The following is a 14,695-nucleotide window of genomic DNA, read 5'->3' on the forward strand; positions in this document are numbered from 1 at the left end:
AAAGACGCAGCAGAGGCGAGGCGCTTGGCGCCTCGCTGTCGTTTTGCACACGGAGACATCATGCCCTACGTAACCCCGCTACAGGAGTTCCGCTTTACGCTGAACGAACTGGCCGGCCTGGACGACATCCTTGCATTGCCCGGCTTCGGTGACGTCACGCCCGATCTGGTTGACGCCATTCTGCAAGAGAACGGCCGGTTTGTGGAGCAGGCCGTCGCGCCCTTGAATGTGCCCGGCGACACGCAGCCGCCTGTGTGGAAAGACGGCCATGTCACGACCACGCCCGGTTATGCGCAGGGCTTCAAGGACTACGCCGCCGGCGGCTGGCAGGGCTTGCAGCATCCGCAAGAGTGGGGCGGGCAAGGCCTGCCCAAGCTGGTCGCCGCCGCGCCGGGTGAAAACATCCAGGCCGCCAGCCTGGCATTTTCCTTGTGCCCCATGCTGACGGACGGGGTGATCGAAGCCCTGCTGACCGTGGGCTCGGACGCGCAACGCCGCGAGTACGTGCCGAACCTGATCGCGGGCAAATGGACGGGCACCATGAACCTGACCGAGCCGCAGGCGGGTTCGGATCTGGCGCAGGTCGCCACACGCGCCGTGCGCCAGGACGACGGCACGTTCCGCCTGTTCGGCCAGAAGATCTTCATTACCTTCGGCGAACATGATCTGGCTGAAAACATCATCCACCTGGTGCTGGCCCGCACGCCGGACGCGCCCGCCGGCGTAAAGGGAATTTCGCTGTTCATCGTGCCCAAGTTCCTGGTCGACGCCAACGGCGCCGTGGGCAAGCGCAACGATGTCTGGTGCGCCTCGCTGGAGCACAAGCTGGGCATCCATGGCAGCCCCACCGCCGTGTTGTTGTATGGCTCGGGCAAGGGCGATGTCGGCGAGGGCGCCGTCGGTTATCAGGTCGGCGAACTGAATCGCGGCCTGGAATACATGTTCATCATGATGAACGCGGCGCGCTATTCGGTGGGGCAGCAGGGCATCGGCGTATCCGAACGCGCCTACCAGCATGCGCTGGCCTATGCGCGTGAACGCGTGCAGGGCCGCGCGGTGGAAGGCTCGGCGGGGCCGGTGGCCATCGTGCGCCATCCGGACGTGCAGCGCATGCTGCTGACCATGAAGGCCCTGACCGAGGCGGCGCGTGCCGTGTCCTACGTGACGGCCGCCGCCCACGACAAGGGCACGCATCACCCCGACCCCGAACAGCGCTCGCGCAACCGCGCGTTCTATGAATACATGGTGCCCGTGGTGAAGGGCTACTCGACCGAAATCGCCGTTGAGGTCGCCTCGCTGGGCATCCAGGTGCATGGCGGCATGGGCTTCATCGAGGAAACGGGGGCGGCGCAGTTTTACCGGGATGCCCGCATTCTGCCGATCTACGAAGGCACCACCGCCATCCAGGCCAACGACCTGGTGGGTCGAAAGACGCAGCGCGACGGCGGCGCCACCGCCTACGCGGCCATCGCCGCCATGCGCGAGACCTTGCGCGCCGTCGAGGCCGAGTCCACGCGCGCGGCAGCGCCGGAACGCGATGCGCTACGCCTGTTGCGCGACAACCTGGATGGCGCCATCCAGGCCTATGAGGCCGGCGTGGGTTTCATTCTTGAGCAATCCGCCGCCAACGTGCGTGCGGTGTTTTCCAGCAGCGTGCCATACCTGATGCTGGCCGGCGTGGTGCATGGCGGCTGGCAGATGGCACGCGCCGTATTGGCGTGCCGTCGGCATATCGCTGCCGGTTCGTCAGACCCGTTTTACAAAACCAAGATCGCGACCGGGCTGTTCTATGCCGCCCACATCCTTCCGCGCGCCCTGGCGCTGTCGGCGGCGGTGCGCGCGGGCGTGGTCGCGGACGCCTGCGGGGCGGCCGCGGATATTGCATAAGGTTATATGGCTTGCGTATTTCCTCGACCGAAGGTTTGATGGAAGAATCGTTTCGCAAGCAGTAAGCTCGGCTTTGAAACGCCATCCTGCGCTGCCCCCTGCAAGGCGGGCGGCCAGTTCCTCCCCACTGAATCCTCAAATAGGAGACACCATGAGTCATCTACGTCTGGGCGATACCGCCCCCGATTTCGAACAGGATTCCTCGGCCGGTCCCATTCGCTTCCACGAATACCTGGGCAATAGCTGGGGGGTGCTTTTTTCGCATCCGGCCGACTTCACGCCGGTGTGCACGACCGAGCTGGGTTACACGGCCAAGCTCGCTGACGAATTCGCCAAGCGCAATGTGAAGGTGCTGGCCCTGTCGGTGGACGGCGCCGATTCGCATTCGAAGTGGATCGAAGACATCAACGACACGCAGTCCACCAAGGTCAACTTTCCGATCCTGGCCGACAAGGATCGCAAGGTCTCCGAGCTTTACGACATGATCCACCCGAACGCCAACGCCACCTTGACGGTGCGTTCGGTGTTCATCATCGACCCGAACAAGAAGGTGCGGCTGATCATCACGTATCCGGCCAGCACGGGCCGCAACTTCAATGAAATCCTGCGCGTCATTGACTCGCTGCAATTGACCGACAGCCACAGCGTGGCCACGCCGGTCAACTGGGAAGATGGCGACGACGTGATCATTGTTCCGTCCCTGCAGGACGAGGCCGTCATCAAAGAGAAGTTCCCCAAAGGCTACAAGGCCGTGCGTCCTTACCTGCGCATCACGCCCCAACCGAATAAGTAAATTCGAATTCCGGGGGGTAGCCTCCCGGTAAAAAACGCGGCGTTGAGCCGCCCGAACCGCCGCCTTCTCCATAGGAGAACGCGGCGGTTTTTTCATGGCTGGGACGGCGGTCCTATATGCCTGCGAGCGATGAGCAATCAAATAATGATTCGTTCCGTTCAGAATGCGCAGCCAGCACACTTGCTTCCATATTGAAAATACAGGGAGCAAGGGATGTCTTTCGGAAAAGCGGGTTGGTTGGCCGCGCTGGCAGCGGTGGCGGTATCTCTGACGGCCGTGGCGCCGGCGCAAGCGCAGCAAAAGCAAACGCTGTTGAACGTGTCTTATGACCCCACGCGCGAGCTGTATCGCGCCATCGACGATGCCTTCATCAAGCAGTACAAGGACAAGGCCGGCGTCGATCTGACCATACGCCAGTCGCACGGCGGATCGGGTCGCCAGGCGCGCTCGGTCATCGATGGGCTGGAAGCCGATGTGGTGACGCTGGCGCTGGCGTATGACATCGACGCCATTGCCGACCGGGGGCTCATTCCCGAAAACTGGCAGTCTCGCCTGCCGCAGAACAGTTCGCCCTATACGTCCACCATTGTGTTCCTGGTGCGCAAGGGCAACCCCAAGGGCATCAAGGACTGGGACGACCTGATCAAGGACGGCGTGCAGGTCATCACGCCCAACCCGAAGACTTCCGGCGGCGCGCGCTGGAACTATCTGGCTGCCTGGGCCTACGCGTTGGAAAAGAACGGCGGCAGCGAAGAGAAGGCTCGCGCCTATGTCGGCGACCTGCTCAAGCACGTGCCGGTGCTGGACACCGGTGCACGCGGCGCCACGACCACGTTCGTGGAACGCGGCGTGGGCGACGTGCTGCTGGCCTGGGAAAACGAAGCCTTCCTGGCGCTTGAAGAACTGGGTCCCGACAAGTTCGACATCGTGGTGCCGTCCCTGTCCATCCTGGCCGAACCACCGGTGGCCGTCGTGGACAAGATCGTGGACAAGAAGGGAACGCGCGCCGCCGCCCAGGCGTATCTGGAATTCCTGTACACGCCCGCCGCGCAGGAAATCATCGCCAAGAACTATTACCGGCCCATCGACAAGACGGTGGCCGCCAAGTACGAAAGCAAGTTCCCCAAGGTCAAGCTCGTCACCATCGACGACAAGATCTTTGGCGGCTGGCGCAAGGCGCAGAAAGATCACTTCAGTGATGGCGGCACCTTCGACCAGATCTACCTGCCGCAAAAGAAATAACGACACGACCTTCGGACGACGGCTATGACAACTGCCTCCCCCCCGACGGCAATCGGCGCGCAAGCGCCTTTTGCCGTTCGGCGCAACAGCCCGGGCGTGCTGCCCGGATTCGGTATTTCCATGGGCTACGCCGTGCTGTACCTAAGCGTGCTTGTGCTGATTCCCCTGGCTGCGCTGCCCATCAAAAGCGCCGAACTCGGGTGGCAAGGGTTTTGGGACACCGTGACGGCGCCACGCGTGATGGCGTCGTATCAACTGACCTTTGGCGCCTCGCTGATCGCTGCGCTGGTCAACCTGGTGTTCGGGTCCGTGGTGGCCTGGGTGCTGGTGCGCTATCGCTTTCCCGGCAAGAAGATCCTGGACGCTCTGGTGGACCTGCCCTTCGCATTGCCCACAGCGGTGGCGGGCATTGCGCTGACCGCGCTGTATTCGCAAAAAGGCTGGCTGGGCGGGCCGCTGTCCGAATGGTTTGGATGGAAGGTGGCGTTCACGCCGCTGGGCATCGTGATTGCGCTGATCTTCATCGGCGTGCCCTTCGTGGTGCGCACGGTGCAGCCGGTGCTGGAAGACGTAGAACGCGAAATCGAAGAGGCGGCGGCCAGCCTGGGTGCCAGCCGCTGGCAGACCATCCGCCGCGTGCTGCTGCCCACCGTGGTGCCGGCGTTGATGACGGGCTTTGCGCTGGCGTTCGCGCGGGCGGTCGGCGAGTACGGGTCGGTGGTTTTCATTGCCGGCAACATGCCGATGGTGTCCGAGATCACGCCGCTGCTGATCATTTCCAAGTTGGAACAATTCGACTACGCCGGCGCCGCCGCCATCGCGACCGTGATGCTGGTGCTGTCCTTCGTCATGCTGTTGGTCATCAATCTGCTGCAAGGCTGGCAAGCCCGCCGCAACCTTGGGAGGCTGGCATGAGCGCAGCGGATCGTCCCGCCCATTTGACCGAACCGCGCTGGGTGCGCGGCATCTTGCTGTTTGTTGCGCTGGCATTCCTGACCCTGTTCCTGCTGGTGCCGCTGGCGGCAGTGTTCGCCGAGGCCTTCAAGAAAGGCTGGCAGCTGTATCTGGATGCCATCGTGGAACCCGATGCGCTGTCCGCCATCCGGCTGACCTTGCTGGTCGCTGCCATCGCGTTGCCGGTGAACCTGGTGTTTGGCGTGGCGGCGGCATGGGCCATCACCAAGTTCCAGTTTCGCGGCAAGCAGTTCCTGATCACGTTGATCGACCTGCCGTTCTCGGTATCGCCCGTGGTGGCCGGCCTGGTTTTCATTCTGTTGTTCGGCACGCAAGGATGGCTGGGCGGCTGGTTGCAGGACCACGACTGGAAGATCGTCTACGCCGTGCCCGGCATCATCCTGGCCACGCTGTTCGTGACCTTTCCGTTTGTGGCGCGTGAGCTGATCCCGTTGATGCAGGCGCAAGGCAGCGAAGAAGAACAGGCGGCGCTGACGCTGGGCGCCAGCGGCTGGCAGATCTTCTGGCGCGTGACGCTGCCCAATATCAAGTGGGGCCTGCTGTACGGCGCCATCTTGTGCAACGCGCGGGCAATGGGTGAATTTGGCGCGGTGTCGGTGGTGTCCGGCCAGGTGCGCGGGCTGACCAACACCATGACCCTGCACGTGGAAATTCTCTACAACGAATACCAGTACTCGGCCGCGTTCGCCGTGGCCTCGTTGCTGGCTCTGCTGGCGCTGGTGACGCTGGTGGCGAAAAACCTGGTCGAGTGGCGCAACGCGCGCATGCTGCGCGCCGCCGACCTGCCGGTCGAGTATCCCGGTGCAGCGGCCGCAACGATCAAGCCGGCCATCGCGTAACGCGCGACGGCCCAGACGGAGACAGGCATGAGTATCGAAGTACGTAATCTATCCAAGCGCTTCGGCCAGTTCCAGGCGCTGAATGACGTGTCGCTGCATATCGAAACCGGCGAACTGGTGGCGTTGCTGGGGCCGTCCGGCTGCGGCAAGACGTCGCTGTTGCGCATCATCGCCGGGCTGGAATTGCCGGATTCGGGCAGCGTCCTGTTCGGCGGCGAAGACGCCACGGACGTGGACGTGCGCCAGCGCCAGGTGGGATTCGTATTCCAGCATTACGCGCTGTTCAAGCACATGACGGTGTTCGAGAACGTGGCGTTCGGCCTGCGCGTGAAGCACCGGTCGCAGCGCCCGTCCGAAGACCAGATCCAGCGCAAGGTGCATGACCTGCTGACGCTGGTGCAGCTGGATTGGCTGGCGGATCGTTATCCGGCGCAGCTGTCCGGCGGCCAGCGTCAGCGTATCGCCCTGGCACGCGCGCTGGCCGTCGAGCCGCGCGTGTTGCTGCTTGACGAGCCGTTCGGCGCGCTGGACGCCAAGGTACGCAAGGAACTGCGTCGTTGGTTGCGCCGGCTGCATGACGAGCTGAACGTGGCCAGCGTGTTTGTGACGCACGACCAGGAAGAGGCGCTTGAGGTCGCGGACCGCGTGGTGCTGATGAACGCCGGCCGTATCGAGCAGGTGGGCACGCCGCGTGAAGTCTGGGAGCAGCCCGCGACGCCGTTTGTGTACGGCTTTCTTGGCGATGTGAACCAGCTGCAAGGCGTGGCGACGGGCGGTGTCTGGGAAGGCGCCGGCTTGTCGCTGCCGGCGCCTGACCTGGCGCAAGCCCATGCGCAGCGCGCCACCGCTTACGTTCGTCCGCACGAGTTCGAGATCGAGCGTTATCGCGCGGGCGGGCAGGGCATTGCGGTGCGCCTGTCGCACGCCTATCTGGCCGGCCCCAGCGCCTATCTGGAACTGGCGCGCCAGGATTCCGACGCCATCATCGAAGCGGAAGTGCCCGAGCACCTGTATCGGGAACTGGACCTGCGCGATGGCGATACGTTGTTGGCGCGTCCCCGGCGCGCCCGGATCTTCGCGGTGCAACCATGACCATGACAACCTCTGTTGATTTTCCTTCCATCCAGGACGCCGCGCTGGCGCAGCGTTGGCAGGCGCTGGTGCGGCGTCTGGCCGATATTCAGCAGCGTCACCCGGACGCCGCGCTGGCGTCGTCGCTGGCCGCTGAAGACATGTTGTTGACGCATGCCATCTACGACTCGGGCCTGGACCTGGAAGTGTTCACGCTGGATACGGGCCGCTTGCATGCGGAAACGCTGGGTGTGCTGGACGCCGTTCGCGCGCGCTATGGGCGCGATGTCACGGTGTACCGGCCCGTGGCGGCGGCGGTGGAGCAGCACGTTGCCCAGCATGGCGCCTATGCATTCTATGAAAGCGTGGACCTGCGCAAAGCCTGTTGCCAGATTCGCAAGGTCGAGCCGCTGCGACGCGCGCTGGCCGGGCGCAGCGCCTGGGTCACCGGGCAGCGGCGCCAGCAATCCACCACGCGCGGCGAACTGCCCTTGCAAGAGCAAGACCCCGTGTTCGGCCTGACCAAGTTCAACCCGCTGGCCGAATGGAGCGAGGACGACGTGTGGGCAGTGATCCGTGCGCTGGATGTGCCCTACAACCCCCTGCACGACCAGGGCTACCCGTCCATCGGCTGCGAGCCCTGTACGCGCGCCATCCGGCCGGGCGAGGACGTGCGCGCCGGAAGATGGTGGTGGGAATCGTCGGATTCCAAGGAATGCGGTCTGCACGCGGGCAACCGCGTCATCAGTGTCGTGACGCGCGGCGAATGACGCCGTCCATGAATTCAAATTCTGTCTTAGGGGAATAACCTATGTCTGCTGTGATCCAACGCAGCCACCTGGATTGGCTGGAATCGGAAGCGATATTCATCATGCGCGAGGTGGCCGCCGAAAGCGAAAAGCCCGTGCTGCTGTTCTCGGGCGGCAAGGACTCCGTGGTGCTGCTGCGCCTGGCGGAAAAGGCGTTTCGCCCGGGCCGCTTTCCCTTCCCGCTAATGCACATCGACACGGGCCACAACTTTGATGAAGTCATCGCCTTTCGCGATCAGCGCGCAGCCGAACTGGGCGAGACCCTGATCGTGCGCAGTGTCGAGGACTCCATCAAGCGTGGCAGCGTGGTGCTGCGGCGCGAAACCGACTCGCGCAATGCGGCGCAGGCGGTGACGCTGCTGGAAGCCATCGAGGAATTCGGCTTTGACGCCTGCATCGGCGGAGCGCGCCGCGACGAGGAAAAGGCCCGCGCCAAGGAACGCATCTTTTCGTTCCGCGATGAATTCGGCCAATGGGACCCCAAGGCACAGCGCCCTGAACTGTGGAACCTGTTCAACACGCGCGTGCATCGCGGCGAGAACATGCGCGTCTTCCCGATTTCGAACTGGACGGAACTGGACGTCTGGCAATACATCCAGCGCGAGCAGCTGGCGTTGCCGTCGATCTACTTCAGCCACCAGCGCGAGGTGGTCCGGCGCAAGGGCCTGCTGGTGCCGGTGACCCGCCTGACGCCGCCGCAAGACGGCGAGCAGGTCGAGCGGATGCCGGTGCGCTTTCGCACGGTGGGCGATATTTCGTGCACCTGCCCGGTGGCTTCCGACGCCGCCGACACCTACGCCATCATCGCCGAGACGGCGGTGACCGACATCACCGAGCGCGGCGCCACGCGCATGGACGACCAGACTTCCGAGGCCTCGATGGAGCGCCGCAAGAAGGAAGGCTATTTCTGAATGCAAAACGCCGGCTGCGGCCGGCGGCAGGGGACGCACCATGAACGCACTGAACGATTCTTTCCTTTCCGGCGCCGGCACGGGCGTGCTGCGCTTGATCACGGCGGGCTCCGTCGACGATGGCAAATCCACGCTGATCGGCCGCCTGCTGTACGACAGCAAGGGCGTATTCGCCGACCAGCTGGATGCGATCTCGCGCGCCAAGCACAAGCGCGTGGCGGGCGACGGCATCGACTTTTCCCTCTTGACCGACGGGCTCGAAGCCGAGCGCGAGCAGGGCATCACGATTGACGTGGCCTACCGGTACTTTTCTACACCCGCGCGCAAATTCATCATTGCCGATGCGCCCGGCCACGAGCAATACACGCGCAATATGGTCACGGGCGCGTCCACGGCGGACGTGGCCGTGATCCTCATCGACGCCACGCGCGCGGCCGACGGCAAGCTGCTGCCGCAGACCAAGCGGCACAGCACCATTGCGCGGCTGCTGGGTATCCGCCACATCGTGGTGGCCGTGAACAAGATGGACCTGGTCGATTGGGATCGCGCCGTGTTCGAGCGCATTCGCGATGCGTATGCCGAACTCGCCGCCAAGCTTGGCATCGCACATTTCGATGCGCTGCCGCTGTCGGCACTGAACGGCGACAACGTCGTGACGCTGTCACCCAAGACGCCCTGGTACGAGGGCCAGCCTTTGCTGGCGCTGCTGGAATCGTTGGACCTTGCCAGTGACGGCCGTGCCTTGCCGCTGCGCTTTCCCGTGCAGTGGGTGGCGCGGCACGGGGGAGATCAGAAAGAAGACTTTCGCGGTTATGCCGGCCGGTTGGCCAGCGGCGTGCTGCGCGCGGGCGACGCCATCACCGTGCAACCGTCGGGCGTCAGTGCGGTGGTGCGCGAAGTCCGCGTCTTTGACCGCGTGCTGGACGAGGCGGTGGCGGGCGACTCGGTCACGGTGGTGTTGGATCGCGATGTCGACGTGTCGCGCGGTGATGTCATCGTGCACACGGCGGCGCCGGCGCAAGTCACGCGCGAGTTCGAAGCCGAGCTGTGCTGGCTGGATGCGCAAGCATTGAACCCGGCGCGCAAGTATCTGTTGAAGTCGGGCACGCGGCTTACGTCGGCAAAGATTCGCGCGGTGCTCTCGCATCGCGACATCCACGAATTGCAGGAAGTCGAGAACACCGAAGGCACCTTGCGGATGAACGACATCGGTCGCGTGACGTTCACCACGCGCGAGGCGCTGGCGGTGGATCGATACGCTGATGTGCCAACGACCGGCGCCTTCATTCTGATCGATGAAGCCACGCATCAGACGGCTGCGGCGGGTATGTTGCGCTAGGTTGGAATCGGGCCGGAAAACAACGGACTTTCGGCCCGATTTTTGATGTTGTATTTCTTCCAAACCTAATGCTGGTGCGGGTTTGCGGGCGATATCGCCTGATGAAATCGATTTGTTCAGACGCGCCTCGCGTCTTGCGGTAAAGTGGGGCTGTCTTACGGAAAGGCTTTTGGTGCTTGTCAAAACCACTGTGTTTTTGTACAGTAGTTTTTATGGCACGCACCGATCATTCTTTTCCCGCCGGTTCTGGGTCCCCGGCTGCCGCCCCCGCCGCCTTGCGCGGTCGGGGTGCGGTTACTAATGTTCGGCATCGCTTTCAGCGCGATGACCGTGTGCAGGTCGACGACGGTTGGTCCGGTTCAGGCCTGCCGGCGGATTTCGTAGAATCCGTCCCCGACTCTTTCTCCGACTCCTTTTCCGATACATTCACGGATTCCGCTTCTGGGGATTCGCCTGAAGCCGGGTCCGGGTCCGGGTCCGGATCCGGGTCCGCGCACGCGCCGGTGGCTGGCGCGCGCCCTGGCGCCACGGTCATCCCCATCATTCCTGATACGCGGCTGGCTCCGCCCGCACCCAAGACAACCGTCACGGCCGAAGAAGCGCGCAAGATGCTGTCGCGCAATGACTCGCCCGATATCCCCTTCGACGTTGCGGTAAACCCGTATCGCGGATGCGAGCACGGCTGCGTGTACTGCTATGCGCGGCCCACGCATTCGTATTTGGGCATGTCGCCCGGGCTGGACTTCGAAACCCGCCTGGTGGCCAAGGCAAACGCCGTGGATGCGCTGCGCGCTGAACTCGGGCGCCCTGGCTACAAGCCGTCGCCCATCAATATCGGTTCCGCCACTGACGCTTACCAGCCCATCGAACGCGATTGGCGGCTGACGCGCGGCATGCTGGAACTGATGCTGGAAACCCGGCATCCCGTCACCATCGTCACGAAAAACGCGCTGGTCGCCCGGGATCTCGATCTGCTTGCAGCGCTGGCTGAGCAGAATCTGGTGGTGGTCTATATCAGCATCACCACGCTGGACGCCGGCATGGCGCGCACGCTGGAGCCGCGTGCCGCAGCGCCGTGGCGGCGGCTGGAAGCCGTGCGCAGCCTTACGGATGCCGGCGTGCCGGTCGGCGTGCTGGTGGCGCCCGTCATCCCGTTCATCAATGATGAATCCATGGAACACATCCTCCAGGAATCCAAGGCGGCCGGCGTGCATTACGCCAGCTACACCGTCTTGCGCCTGCCCTGGGAGGTCAAAACCCTGTTCGAGGATTGGCTTAACGCCCATTACCCCGACCGCGCCCAGCGCGTGCTGCACCGCATAGAAGACCTGCGCAACGGTCGCCGCAATGACCCTAATTTTGGCTCGCGCATGCGTGGCACCGGCATCTGGGCAGACTTGCTGCGCCAGCGCTTCGCCGTCGCGACCCGCAAGCTCGGGCTGAACCGCCACAGGCTCGCGCTGGACTGCGATCGCTTCCAGCCGCCGCTGGCGGCGGGCGCCACGCCGTCTCTGTTTTCGGCGGGCCCGCTTGCAGGGCAGGGCGCGGCGTCTTCGGTTGTGTCCGCAGCAGTGGCGTCGTCGGCCGGCTCTGCGGTGACTGTGCCCGCTACCCCTTCCTCTACCGCTTTCCTATCCCCGGTTGGCGCGCAAGCGTCTTCAGGGGTCCCCCTTTCTGACGGCCTGCCGGCAGTTTCCGGCGGCTATGGCCGTGGGGCGCGCCAGTTGCAGGCGCTGGCCGCCGGCCAGTTGTCGCTGTTCGATTGATCACGGCCGCTCGCCGTGTCGGCCGCTGCGGCGGCGTGGAATCGTTTCTTCAAGGAGTTCTCATGAACACCGCTGATTTTTCCGTTTTGTCAGATGAGCTCATCGTCTCGTTGAACCCGCTGCGCCGTGGCGCGTATCGAGCCCGCGCCGCTTGCGCCAAGCTGGCGGGCCTGGCCATGCCGTGGAATACCGCGTCCGCCGGTGACGAACCGCGCCAGCGCAGCCGCTCGGGCACGTCTCCCGCGCGCTGGCCGTTCCCGCCCACGCCGGCCCAAGAGGGCGGCTTGGTCGAGCGCGCGGCAACGCGCGGGATCCCATCGGTCGTGACACCGTTGCCGGTGCCTGCCGTCACCCCCACGATGGCGCCCGCCGTGTCACCTGCCATGGCCCCCGCTTTGCCGGTGTCGGCGGTACGCGAGCGCAGTCTGGGCAACGCCACCGTTGAACCCGTAACGGCGCAAGTCACCATGAAGGCCATGGTGCTGGATGTGGTGATGGTGTTGGCGTGGGGGGCAATCATCCCCGGCCTGATGTGGCTTGGAGCCGCCGCTGGCTTCTGAATCGCCCGGGCTCGATTTTCAAACAATCACGACTGATACATTGAACGGCCACGGCAGGCTAGGCGAGCGCCAAGCTTCACGTCGGCGAGCTCAGCGTGGCAGGCTTAGCTGGAGCCCAGCAGCACCACGCCCACCAGAATGGATATGCAACCGGCCAACCGGCCCGGCCCGACCTTTTCGCGCAGCAGGAACATGCCGGCCAGGGTGCCCAGCATCATCGACATTTCGCGGGCAGGCGCCACCAGGCTTAATGGCGCGCCGTTGCGCAGCGCATATAGCACCAGGATGTACCCCAACGGAGACAGCAGGCCCACGGCCAGCGCCAGGTGCCAGTGCCCGCGCATGGACTGCCAGGCTTGTGCGCGCCGGCCCATCATGTGGGGCGTCATCATTGCGGTGCGCGTTACGCATGTGAACCAATCGAACAGCACGGGGCTGATCAACAGAACCTTCACGCCATAGGCGTCCACCACGGTGTAGGCGGCGATGAACAGGCCGATCACGACGCCCCAGCGCACGCCGATCCACGCTTGGGCCTGCTTGAAGATGGTCAGACGCCCTTGGGTGGCGATCATCAGCACGCCGATCACCACGCACAGCATGCCGACAATGCCGGTGCCGGTGGCGGGTTCGCCCAGCAGCAGGAATGCCCCCGTCGTGGAAAGCAGCGGGCCGGTGCCTCGCGCAATGGGATACACCACGGACAGGTCGGCAACCTGATAGCCGCGTTGCAGGCAAAGGCTGTAGCCCAGATGCAACAGGCTGGATGTCAGGATGGCGCCGACGACGGGCCACGTCCATGTCATGCCGTCGTGGATCAGCACCCAGATGACCCAGGGGGCGTACAGCAACGAGGCGCACAGCCCGTAGGCAAACACAAAAGGCGCGCCCACCATGGCCGCGCGCTTGGCAAGCAGGTTCCACGTAGCGTGGGCCATCGCCGCCAGGACGACCAATATCAGGGACGTATACGACATGAGGGAACAGCGCCGAATGACGTGTTTGTTACAGAAGCCGCTAGGGTACAGCAAGCTGCCGGAAGGGCGCCATTCTACTCGACGGCCTAGCCAACTTTTGGTGTAGAATCATTGGTTTGCCAAATCTCATCCTCTGCTTGCGGCACCAGTAACAACATCGGTAAAAAACGAACGGCAAAAGTTTTAGCCCGCAAAGACATGATGATCTAGGAGTTCTCATGAACCTTATCGCTATCCTGGAACAGGAAGAAATTGCCCGTCTGACCGGCGGCCAAGCCAAGCCTGAATTTGCTCCTGGTGACACCGTCATCGTGAGCGTGAACGTCGTTGAAGGCACCCGCAAGCGCGTGCAGGCTTTCGAAGGCGTTGTTATCGCCAAGCGCAATCGCGGCCTGAACTCCGCGTTCACCGTGCGCAAGATTTCGTCGGGTGAAGCCGTGGAACGTACGTTCCAGCTGTACTCGCCGCAAATCGCCGGCATCGAAGTCAAGCGCCGCGGCGACGTGCGCCGCGCCAAGCTGTACTACCTGCGCAACCGCTCGGGCAAGTCGGCACGTATCAAGGAAAAGCTGGTCAGCAAGCAAGCCTCGGCGGCTTGATCGCTTATCGGCACACGGCCCTACCAGTGTCGGACGTTCGCGCCATTCAGCGTTTCCGTCCGGCACGGGTTTCCGGGTTAAAAAGGCACCTGCGAGGGTGCCTTTTTCTTTTAGCAAAGCCGTATGTCTGATTCCTCGTATTCTGCGCGGCCTCGACGGCCGCTTGTGCGCCCGGGCTTCGATCCGGCAACGCAACCGTGGGTAGTGGCCAATGATTCTCTGCCGGCCGTACCTGCCAGCCTGTTGACCCCGGATCGCCTGCGGGGCACGCTGAACCAGCCATCCACCTGGACGCTGGAGCTTTCGCGCGACAACGATCTGCGATACCCCGGCCGCGAGGGCACACCGGTGCCCGCGGCCGTGTTGATTCCGCTGGTCACGCGCGACGACGGCGTACACATCATGCTGACCCAGCGCGCCGCGCATCTGCATGACCACGCGGGGCAGATCAGCTTTCCAGGTGGCCGCATCGAAACCAGCGACCCTACGCCCGTGGCCGCTGCCTTGCGCGAAGCGCAGGAAGAAACCGGACTGCCGGAAGACCATGTGGAAGTGTTGGGCAGCATGCCGCCCTACCTGACGGCGACGGGTTTTTCGATCATTCCGGTGGTGTCGTTGGTACGGCCCGGTTTTGAACTGGCGCCCGACGCGTTCGAGGTAGCTGAAGTGTTTGAAGTGCCGTTGTCGTTCCTGATGGACCCGGCCAATCATCGGCTGTACGAGGCCAGGCTGGATGACGGGCGCGTACGCAATTACTACGGGATGCCCTACGGCAAGCATTTCATCTGGGGGGCAACGGCGGGCATGTTGCGCAACCTCTATCACCTGCTGCGCCACGGATTGCAGCCGCGCTGACGGTATGGCCGAAAGCGGGCCAGACAATGGCGCTCTTTGTCCGTGCAATAGAAAACGGCCCTTGCGGGCCGT

General features: G+C 63.8%; 14 protein-coding genes. 13 read left to right on the forward strand and 1 reads right to left on the reverse strand.

The genetic code is table 11. The features are described 5' to 3' along the window. The first annotated feature begins 60 nt into the window (after nt 1-60). From AC6LJY_RS09465 to AC6LJY_RS09515, 11 genes are all read left to right on the forward strand, one after another. A complete protein-coding gene (locus AC6LJY_RS09465; RefSeq protein WP_104143149.1) occupies nt 61-1,887 on the forward strand; it encodes an acyl-CoA dehydrogenase in 1,827 nt (608 codons plus the stop codon). 151 nt (nt 1,888-2,038) lie between these two features. Then, nucleotides 2,039-2,680: a peroxiredoxin gene (locus tag AC6LJY_RS09470; RefSeq protein ID WP_046802740.1), complete on the forward strand. Its 642-nt coding sequence runs from the start codon at nt 2,039-2,041 to the stop codon at nt 2,678-2,680. A 213-nt stretch (nt 2,681-2,893) separates the two neighbouring features. Beyond that, complete coding sequence (locus tag AC6LJY_RS09475) at nt 2,894-3,922, forward strand: sulfate ABC transporter substrate-binding protein (protein WP_104143150.1); 1,029 nt, start codon at nt 2,894-2,896, stop codon at nt 3,920-3,922. A gap of 24 nt (nt 3,923-3,946) precedes the next feature. After that, nucleotides 3,947-4,837: a sulfate ABC transporter permease subunit CysT gene (gene cysT, locus AC6LJY_RS09480; RefSeq protein WP_332610468.1), complete on the forward strand. Its 891-nt coding sequence runs from the start codon at nt 3,947-3,949 to the stop codon at nt 4,835-4,837. After that, the gene (cysW, locus tag AC6LJY_RS09485) at nt 4,834-5,736 is read left to right on the forward strand and encodes a sulfate ABC transporter permease subunit CysW (RefSeq protein WP_046802743.1); all 903 of its coding nucleotides are present in this window, start codon (nt 4,834-4,836) and stop codon (nt 5,734-5,736) included. Before cysT ends, cysW begins: the two co-directional genes overlap by 4 nt. A 27-nt stretch (nt 5,737-5,763) precedes the next feature. Further along, the gene (locus tag AC6LJY_RS09490) at nt 5,764-6,828 is read left to right on the forward strand and encodes a sulfate/molybdate ABC transporter ATP-binding protein (protein ID WP_046802744.1); all 1,065 of its coding nucleotides are present in this window, start codon (nt 5,764-5,766) and stop codon (nt 6,826-6,828) included. A 2-nt stretch (nt 6,829-6,830) separates the two neighbouring features. Then, nucleotides 6,831-7,577, forward strand: coding sequence for a phosphoadenylyl-sulfate reductase (locus AC6LJY_RS09495; RefSeq protein ID WP_498135813.1), 747 nt, complete (start codon nt 6,831-6,833; stop codon nt 7,575-7,577). Between the two features lie 41 nt (nt 7,578-7,618). Beyond that, nucleotides 7,619-8,527 carry a sulfate adenylyltransferase subunit CysD gene (gene cysD / locus AC6LJY_RS09500; RefSeq protein ID WP_120154436.1) on the forward strand — a complete coding sequence of 303 codons (909 nt, stop codon included), beginning with the start codon at nt 7,619-7,621 and terminating at the stop codon, nt 8,525-8,527. Nucleotides 8,528-8,567: 40 nt separating this feature from the next. Next, nucleotides 8,568-9,866, forward strand: a complete 1,299-nt coding sequence (locus tag AC6LJY_RS09505) for a sulfate adenylyltransferase subunit 1 (RefSeq protein WP_485804026.1) — start codon at nt 8,568-8,570, stop codon at nt 9,864-9,866. A 212-nt stretch (nt 9,867-10,078) separates the two neighbouring features. Beyond that, entirely contained in the window at nt 10,079-11,632 is a 1,554-nt protein-coding gene (locus tag AC6LJY_RS09510; RefSeq protein WP_498135814.1) for a PA0069 family radical SAM protein, read from the forward strand. A gap of 62 nt (nt 11,633-11,694) precedes the next feature. Beyond that, entirely contained in the window at nt 11,695-12,192 is a 498-nt protein-coding gene (locus AC6LJY_RS09515; protein ID WP_498135815.1) for a hypothetical protein, read from the forward strand. Nucleotides 12,193-12,296: 104 nt separating this feature from the next. Here the strand turns inward: AC6LJY_RS09515 and AC6LJY_RS09520 are convergent, their stop codons facing one another. Next, on the reverse strand, nt 12,297-13,169 hold the full coding sequence (locus AC6LJY_RS09520) for an EamA family transporter (RefSeq protein WP_314361012.1): 873 nt from the start codon (nt 13,167-13,169) through the stop codon (nt 12,297-12,299). 218 nt (nt 13,170-13,387) lie between these two features. Here AC6LJY_RS09520 and rplS point away from each other — a divergent pair, with 218 nt between their 5' ends. Both rplS and AC6LJY_RS09530 read left to right on the forward strand, forming a co-directional pair. After that, the gene (gene rplS / locus AC6LJY_RS09525; RefSeq protein ID WP_006218237.1) at nt 13,388-13,768 is read left to right on the forward strand and encodes a 50S ribosomal protein L19; all 381 of its coding nucleotides are present in this window, start codon (nt 13,388-13,390) and stop codon (nt 13,766-13,768) included. A 123-nt stretch (nt 13,769-13,891) separates the two neighbouring features. Next, nucleotides 13,892-14,623: a CoA pyrophosphatase gene (locus tag AC6LJY_RS09530; RefSeq protein WP_046802751.1), complete on the forward strand. Its 732-nt coding sequence runs from the start codon at nt 13,892-13,894 to the stop codon at nt 14,621-14,623. Nucleotides 14,624-14,695 lie beyond the last annotated feature (72 nt).

Source organism: Achromobacter sp. RT286_PF, from assembly GCF_059760425.1.

Coding starts and splice junctions, on each gene's coding strand:
- AC6LJY_RS09465 (WP_104143149.1), top strand. CDS start 61: ATGCCCTACGTAACCCCGCTACAGGAGTTCCGCTTTACGCTGAACGAA.
- AC6LJY_RS09470 (WP_046802740.1), top strand. CDS start 2,039: ATGAGTCATCTACGTCTGGGCGATACCGCCCCCGATTTCGAACAGGAT.
- AC6LJY_RS09475 (WP_104143150.1), top strand. CDS start 2,894: ATGTCTTTCGGAAAAGCGGGTTGGTTGGCCGCGCTGGCAGCGGTGGCG.
- cysT (WP_332610468.1), top strand. CDS start 3,947: ATGACAACTGCCTCCCCCCCGACGGCAATCGGCGCGCAAGCGCCTTTT.
- cysW (WP_046802743.1), top strand. CDS start 4,834: ATGAGCGCAGCGGATCGTCCCGCCCATTTGACCGAACCGCGCTGGGTG.
- AC6LJY_RS09490 (WP_046802744.1), top strand. CDS start 5,764: ATGAGTATCGAAGTACGTAATCTATCCAAGCGCTTCGGCCAGTTCCAG.
- AC6LJY_RS09495 (WP_498135813.1), top strand. CDS start 6,831: ATGACAACCTCTGTTGATTTTCCTTCCATCCAGGACGCCGCGCTGGCG.
- cysD (WP_120154436.1), top strand. CDS start 7,619: ATGTCTGCTGTGATCCAACGCAGCCACCTGGATTGGCTGGAATCGGAA.
- AC6LJY_RS09505 (WP_485804026.1), top strand. CDS start 8,568: ATGAACGCACTGAACGATTCTTTCCTTTCCGGCGCCGGCACGGGCGTG.
- AC6LJY_RS09510 (WP_498135814.1), top strand. CDS start 10,079: ATGGCACGCACCGATCATTCTTTTCCCGCCGGTTCTGGGTCCCCGGCT.
- AC6LJY_RS09515 (WP_498135815.1), top strand. CDS start 11,695: ATGAACACCGCTGATTTTTCCGTTTTGTCAGATGAGCTCATCGTCTCG.
- AC6LJY_RS09520 (WP_314361012.1), bottom strand. CDS start 13,169: ATGTCGTATACGTCCCTGATATTGGTCGTCCTGGCGGCGATGGCCCAC.
- rplS (WP_006218237.1), top strand. CDS start 13,388: ATGAACCTTATCGCTATCCTGGAACAGGAAGAAATTGCCCGTCTGACC.
- AC6LJY_RS09530 (WP_046802751.1), top strand. CDS start 13,892: ATGTCTGATTCCTCGTATTCTGCGCGGCCTCGACGGCCGCTTGTGCGC.